Below are 7,487 nucleotides of genomic sequence, written 5' to 3'. Positions count from 1 at the left end.
GGCGGCGACTCCAGCCGGAATAGCAAATGTTTTCTGCACCGAAAGCGAAGCGTCAGGTGCATGAGCTGAAGACCCTGGACTGAGCGTAGCGAAATTAATTTTTGCGACGAGCTCGCGCAGGAGCAAGGGAAGCGGCTGAAGCCATGCCGGCGGAACGCGTCCGCCTGGAACGTAAATACTGTTATGAAATCTCATTGAGGACTTTTTCAGTGCTCTCAGCTTAAGGAAGGAAACTAAGTACGCCTCATCAGATGGAAGGCAATCTAAGTTCGCCGCATTCTACGGCAACGATTGCATGACCCACATCTTATGGGCCTCAACGCCTTCATGACCCACATCGTGTTGGCCCAAACGGCTCGACGCTCGCCCTCGGAAAGCGAGTGGTAAGATTCGGAAACCTGATCTATCCTATAAAAAATAAATCAAGTTTGTCTACTGTCTGTAACGTAGAAGAATCTGCGTTTTTCTCTATGTATATGTTAAAATAAATGAAATACGTAATTAAAGGAATGGAAAACGAATGAAAATCATCATCGGTTTAGGGAATCCAGGTAAACAATACGAGGCAACCAGACACAATATAGGCTTTCATGTTATAGATGAATTAGCTGATCGATTAAATACTCCACTGACTCAATCAAAATTTAATGGTATGTATGGCGTTGCTCATATCGGAACAGAAAAAGTGATGCTATTGAAACCATTGACGTATATGAATTTATCTGGAGAGTGCGTTGTACCAATGATGGATTATTATAACGTTGAGAATGATGAGATTGTCGTTATTTATGATGATTTAGATTTACAGGTAGGAAAGCTCCGTCTTCGTCAAAAAGGAAGTGCAGGCGGTCATAATGGAATAAAATCTCTTATTCATCATTTAGGTACACAGGAGTTTAATCGAATTCGTATTGGAATTGATCGTCCTAAAAATGGAATGAAAGTACCTGATTATGTTTTATCAAAATTCACAGAAGAAGAAAAATCAGATATGGCACATGCAGTAAAAAAAAGTGCGGATGCATGTGAAGCGTGGCTATCAAAAACCTTTTTAGAAGTGATGAATATTTATAATGGTGCATAAATTATGACGTCTAGGCCTATACTTCCTAAAAAGGAGGTTTTGGGCATGACCATACGATATAAATGTCGACATTGTGAAACAGAAATAGGCCAATTGCCTTTGGACTCTATAGATGAGCATTTTTTGAAAAAAAATGAAATAACACCTGAAGAAAAAGATTTATATATAGAACTTGGAAATGAGGGGGATTTCACAGTACAGTGTATTTGTGAAGAGTGTCAAAGTTCTCTCCAAAAATTTCCGAATTACTATGCATTAAAAAAGTGGATACAGTAGAGTTGCTTTGGCACGGTATAGTGTGCAAAGCCTTTTTCTGTTTTGAAGTTGTCTATCAGGGTAGATAAAAGGCACCTACAGTTTTCTACTTTTTAATTGTCTAGTTACTGGTGCCAGCCGCTAAGTAGTCTAATACTAATCTTCTTATTATGCATTAGTAATAGCATTCGCGGCTATACAGGCGCCTTACGCTTTTCTTATAAAACGGGGGATTGAAATGGAGCTTTTAAGCAATATATTACGGGAAGATTCACATATACAAAAACTATTAAAAGAATTAGAGAGCGGCCAAGATCAGCAGCTCATAACAGGACTCTCTGGCAGTGCGAGAGCTGTTTTTTGTAAAATGCTCTATAGTACACGTAAAAAAGCTATTCTTATTGTTACACCAAATTTACTTCATGCTCAAAAGCTAACGGAAGATTTAGTAAAACTAGTTGGAGAAGATTTAGTACGCTTATTTCCTGCGGATGAGCTTATAGCTGCAGACATTTCCATAGCTAGTCCAGAGTTACGGGCACAAAGAATCGAAACGTTAGATCACATGTTATCGAAAAAAAATGGAGTATATATTGTGCCGATAGCTGGACTTAAAAAACATATGCCATCTGTGAAGGATTGGCGAGAGAGCACAGTCTCCATATCGGAAGGCGAGGAAATAGTGTTAGATACACTATTACAAAGTCTTATAAATATGGGCTATGTTCGTCAACCAATGGTTACTGCACCTGGTGAATTTGCTTTAAGAGGTGGGATTGTAGATATATACCCACTCTATTTAGAGCACCCCATTCGTATAGAGTTGTTTGATACGGAGGTAGACTCTATTCGAACATTTTCCGCAGAGGACCAACGTTCATTAGAAAAATTAAAGGACATTCGAATATTACCAGCTACTGAATATGTGTTAACTGAGAATAAAAAGAAATTACTTGCCGATAAATTGGAAGAATCTTTAGCGGAAAGTCTAAAAAAAGTAAAAATAGCGGAAATGAAAGAGCAGTTTTATCAAAATATTCAGCATGATATCGAACTTTTAAAACAAGGTGAGCAGCCAAAAGAATTTATGAAGTACGTGTCGTTGCTTGATGAACATAATAGCTTTTTAGGTAATTATTTCGATTCTAATGGAATGGTTTTATTTGATGAGCTTGGAAGAATTCAAGAAGTTACCGAAACACTTGAAAGAGAAGAAAATGATTGGTTTTTAGCTCTATTAGAGGAGGGTAAAACGGTTCATGATGTAAAACCTTCTTATAATTTAAAAGAGATTATTCAGATGCTTCCAAATGAAAAATTATATTTTTCATTATTTTCACGTACGTTTTCAGGTATAACGATTAAAAAAAATATCGGCTTTTCCTGTAAGCCAATGCAAAACTTTCATGGACAAATGCATCTATTGAAAAATGAGATTGATCGTTTTTCACAAGGAAAGTTTCGAGTAGTAATTCTAGCTGACGGTAAAGAGCGTGTCCAAAAGGTTCATACTGTTTTAGAAGATTACGAAATAGTTTCAAAGATTGGAGCTTCTGGGGAGGATTTGAAAAACTCCGGAATTTTTATCGTGGACGGAGATTTGGAAGCTGGTTTTGAATTACCGCTCCAACGCATTGCTGTCATTACCGATTCTGAGTTATTTAAACAAAAACATAAGAGAAAAGCAAGAACACAAAAAGTAACGAATGCAGAGCGCATTAAAAGCTATTCGGAAATAAAGCCTGGCGATAATGTTGTACATATACATCATGGGATTGGGAAATATATCGGAATAGAAACGCTTTTAGTTAATGGTATTCATAAAGATTATTTACACATACGCTACCGTGGAGAAGATAAGCTATTTGTTCCTGTGGACCAAATCGATCTTATTCAGAAGTATGTTGCTTCTGGGGAGAAGGATCCGAAGCTACATAAACTAGGCGGAGCGGATTGGAAAAAGACAAAATCAAAAGTATCTGCAGCTGTTCAAGATATTGCGGATGAGTTAATAAAACTTTATGCAAAGCGTGAATCGGAAGTTGGATATGCATTTGAGCAGGACGGTGAAATGCAGCAATCCTTCGAGGCTGCTTTTCCATATGAAGAAACGGATGATCAGCTTCGTTCGATACAAGAAGTAAAAAAAGATATGGAAAAACCACGACCGATGGATCGTCTAATTTGTGGAGATGTTGGTTATGGAAAAACAGAAGTAGCTATACGTGCCGCCTTTAAAGCGGTAATGGAAGGAAAACAGGTTGCCTTTTTATGTCCAACTACTATTCTTGCTCAACAGCATTACGAGACAATGTTAGAACGTTTTCAAGAGTTCCCTATTGAAGTTGGTTTACTTAGCCGTTTCCGTACTAAAAAACAGCAAACAGAGACGATTAATGGATTAAAAAAAGGGATGGTAGATGTCATAGTCGGTACACATCGTATTCTATCCAAGGACGTTGTGTATCGAGATTTAGGACTATTAGTTGTCGATGAAGAGCAGCGATTCGGAGTAAAGCATAAAGAAAAGATAAAACAATTAAAAACAAATGTAGATGTACTTACGCTAACTGCAACTCCAATACCTCGGACATTGCATATGTCAATGATAGGAGTGCGGGATTTATCTGTTATCGAAACACCGCCTAAAAATCGTTTCCCAGTCCAAACGTATGTGATGGAATATAATGGTGCACTTGTACGTGAAGCAATAGAAAGAGAACTAGCAAGGGGAGGACAGGCGTTTTATTTATACAACCGGGTGGAAGACATTACTCGAAAAGTAGATGAAATTCAAATGTTAGTTCCAACTGCAAGAGTAGGTTTTGCGCATGGACAAATGCCTGAAACAGAACTAGAGTCTGTCATTATTAGCTTTTTAGAAGGGGAATATGATGTACTCGTAACAACAACTATTATTGAAACAGGGATTGATATACCAAATGTGAATACGCTTATCATACATGATGCTGATAAAATGGGATTATCGCAGCTTTATCAACTTCGTGGTCGAGTAGGACGCTCGAATCGAGTAGCTTATGCTTATTTAATGCATCAACGAGATAAGGTATTGACGGATGTTGCGGAAAAAAGATTACAAGCAATTAAGGAATTTACAGAGCTTGGCTCCGGATTTAAAATCGCAATGCGTGATTTGTCTATTCGAGGAGCAGGGAATCTATTAGGTTCTCAACAACATGGGTTTATTGATTCCGTTGGTTTCGACTTATATACACAGATGCTTGAAGATGCAATTGAGGAAAAACGAACAGGTATAAAGAAAGAAGAAATACAAGATTTAGAAATTGTTTTATCGACAGATGCTTATATTTCTGACGAATATATTCCAGATGGATATCAAAAAATCCAGATGTATAAACGTGTTAAAGCAATGGACAAGGAAGAGGAATATATGGACCTTGTTGATGAGCTGCAAGACCGTTTTGGAGACATTCCCCTGGAAGCAGAAAAATTGCTACGAATTGCTCGTATGAAAGTTTGGGGTAAAGATGTAGGAGTCGAATCAATCAAAGAAGTAAACAAGATTGTGTCTATTCGATTCAGTACCGAGGGTACACAAAACATTGATGGTGCCATGCTTGTTGAAAAGTCGATGAAATATGGTCGTGCAATTGGATTTAACATGGATAATCGAAATTTGGTCATTACAATCGATGAACGTAAAACAGGGAAGTTTAATCCTTTTGATGTGTTAGAAGAGATGATGCGGTTGTTGCCTGAGGCAAAAAAAGAAAAGTCTGAAGTGAATTAGCACTTTGCATATTTTATGGTAATGTGATGCATACTATGGCAGAAATGAAAATTAATACCCAATCAGTCGAAAGTGAGGCACATTACATGAAAGCAACAGGCATCGTACGACGCATTGATGATTTAGGTAGAGTAGTAATTCCGAAAGAAATTCGCAGAACGCTTCGCATCCGTGAAGGTGATCCACTGGAAATTTTTACGGATAGAGAAGGTGAAGTAATACTAAAAAAATACTCACCTATCAATGAACTCGGGGATTTTGCAAAAGAGTATGCAGAAACATTATACGAAACGCTAGGTACTCCGGTATTAATAAGTGATCGTGACGAAATGATTGCAGTGGCAGGTTTATCCAAAAAAGATTATTTAAATAGAAGACTAAGCCCAGATGTAGAAGAAATCGTTAGTAAACGTTCTATTGTTACGGAAAAACATGAAAACTCAGTAGAATGGGTACCAGGGGTTTTTGAATCAGTCAAATCCTACTGTATTGCTCCAATTATCTCATCTGGAGATCCAATAGGCGCTGTCTTTTTAATTTCTAAAGTCCATTTTGTTGGGGAAGCAGAGTTAAAAGCAGTCGAAACAGCAGCAAATTTCTTAGCAAAACAAATGGAAACTTAATTTATCGAAGGTCTTTTTCTATTAATAGAGAAAGGCCTTTTTCCATGTCTGTTTGTGTTGCTCATTCCGTGGAGATATGCTGTTTATTTTATATTCATGTATAATAGTTGCATTGAGGAATGGAAGAAGGATGAAGGAAATGAGTAACGAATGGAACATGAAAACGTATATGAAGGGCGCAGCCATGTTGACGATTGCAGCGATTATTGTAAAGCTATTAAGCGCTGTTTATCGTGTTCCATTTCAAAATTTGGTTGGAGATGAAGGATTTTATATTTACCAACAGGTTTATCCGTTCATTGGTATTGTAACAACTTGGACTTCTTTTGGATTTGCCGTTGCATTGTCAAAAATACTATCAGAATATAAAGCTACCAAAAATGATGAAGCTATTCCAAGAATTATACAAATTGCTTTCGTTTTTATTGGAATCATTTCAATTCTATTTTTTCTTTTACTATTTGCCGGAGCTGAATTTCTTGCAAGTACAATGGGTGATGTCCAGTTAGCTCCGTTATTAAAAGCGGGCTCCTATGTTATTTTGTTAATGCCAATGCTGGCTGTGTTAAAAGGAAAGTTTCAAGCAGATGGCAAGATGCAGCCGGTTGCTTATGCACAAGTGATCGAGCAAGCAGTACGAGTGATTATCATTTTATTAGGTACATGGATTGTCGTTTCTACTAGTTTTGATTTATACAAGGCTGGCAGTATGGCAATGTATGGTGCAGTGGCAGGGGAACTAGCAGGTGTTGTTTTTCTTTCTTATGTATATTGGAGAGGATTAGGAAATCTTCATACAAACAAACCGAAACAAGTAGTTCCAATTTGGCCAATTGTAAAGGATTTGACCATTGTTAGTATTAGTGCAAGTATTAGTGCGCTATTGTTTTTACTTTTTCAGTTGGTGGATTCTTTTACTATTTTTCAAACGTTAGTAGAAAGCGGCTTGGAAAAGCAACAAGCGATGGAGATGAAAGGAATTTATGATCGAGGACAGCCGCTAGTCCAATTAGGAATTGTTATTGCCTCTACTTTATCTTTAGCGATAGTTCCGTTAGTTGCACATCGAATCAATAAAGAAAAGGGAAGAACGGCTATCCCTTTCATGCAGCTAACATACCGTGTCGCTTTCACCTTTGGAATTGCTGCAGCATTAGGGTTGATTGTAGTTTTACCTTATGTAAATGAAATGTTATTCCAAACTAGAGCTGAGTCCTTCACTTTGATGGTATTTGCATGTCAAATAATATGGATGTCCTTAATATTAACGTTGATGGCTATGCTTCAAGGAAGTGGGAAAGTAAAAATCCCTACTTTATTTTTACTGGTTGGCGTATTTTGTAAATGGCTATTAAATGGTATGCTTGTCTCATCTTATGGGATTGTTGGTGCAGCAATAGCAGGAAATATTAGTTTAGCGATTGTATTTTTAATGATGTTTTATTATTTTAAAAAGAACTGGAACATTTCGTTTGCCTCTATTTCCTTTTATAAAGGCATTGGAATTGCTTCGCTTATGATGGTAATCTGCGTAACCGCGTATGTGTGGGTGGCAGATGCTATACTCTTCGATAGTTTATCCAGTCGACTACAGTCTGTCGTTATTTCTATTAGCGCTGTAACACTTGGAGCAACCATTTTCTTACTAATCATTGCAAAAAGACGTGTGATCGGAGAAAAAGAGTGGTTTTTATTGCCTTTTGGACGAAGAATGGCTACATTTCAACTATGGTTGAATAAAGAAAAGTAAGGT

5 protein-coding genes are annotated in these 7,487 nt (G+C 37.3%); all 5 read left to right on the top strand.

The features are described 5' to 3' along the window. Positions 1–520: 520 nt before the first annotated feature. Positions 521–1,084 (top strand): aminoacyl-tRNA hydrolase, encoded by a 564-nt coding sequence (gene pth / locus P2Q73_RS03130; protein ID WP_053591088.1) that lies wholly within the window; start codon positions 521–523, stop codon positions 1,082–1,084. Positions 1,085–1,129: 45 nt separating this feature from the next. Then, on the top strand, positions 1,130–1,360 hold the full coding sequence (locus P2Q73_RS03125) for an anti-sigma-F factor Fin (protein WP_053591087.1): 231 nt from the start codon (positions 1,130–1,132) through the stop codon (positions 1,358–1,360). Between the two features lie 217 nt (positions 1,361–1,577). After that, a complete protein-coding gene (mfd, locus tag P2Q73_RS03120) occupies positions 1,578–5,111 on the top strand; it encodes a transcription-repair coupling factor (protein ID WP_275783778.1) in 3,534 nt (1,177 codons plus the stop codon). 86 nt (positions 5,112–5,197) lie between these two features. Next, the gene (spoVT, locus tag P2Q73_RS03115) at positions 5,198–5,734 is read left to right on the top strand and encodes a stage V sporulation protein T (protein ID WP_053592247.1); all 537 of its coding nucleotides are present in this window, start codon (positions 5,198–5,200) and stop codon (positions 5,732–5,734) included. Between the two features lie 139 nt (positions 5,735–5,873). Then, positions 5,874–7,484, top strand: a complete 1,611-nt coding sequence (locus P2Q73_RS03110; RefSeq protein WP_056833371.1) for a putative polysaccharide biosynthesis protein — start codon at positions 5,874–5,876, stop codon at positions 7,482–7,484. Positions 7,485–7,487: the final 3 nt, after the last annotated feature.

Source organism: Bacillus sp. Cr_A10 (assembly GCF_029222665.1).
Taxonomy (GTDB): domain Bacteria; phylum Bacillota; class Bacilli; order Bacillales_A; family Planococcaceae; genus Psychrobacillus.
Note: the sequence above shows the minus strand (reverse complement) of the source record. Positions and strands in the feature narration are given on the sequence as shown.

Bases quoted from the DNA above. Each gene is read 5' to 3' on its own strand.
- pth (WP_053591088.1), top strand. From the start codon at position 521: ATGAAAATCATCATCGGTTTAGGGAATCCAGGTAAACAATACGAGGCA.
- P2Q73_RS03125 (WP_053591087.1), top strand. From the start codon at position 1,130: ATGACCATACGATATAAATGTCGACATTGTGAAACAGAAATAGGCCAA.
- mfd (WP_275783778.1), top strand. From the start codon at position 1,578: ATGGAGCTTTTAAGCAATATATTACGGGAAGATTCACATATACAAAAA.
- spoVT (WP_053592247.1), top strand. From the start codon at position 5,198: ATGAAAGCAACAGGCATCGTACGACGCATTGATGATTTAGGTAGAGTA.
- P2Q73_RS03110 (WP_056833371.1), top strand. From the start codon at position 5,874: ATGAGTAACGAATGGAACATGAAAACGTATATGAAGGGCGCAGCCATG.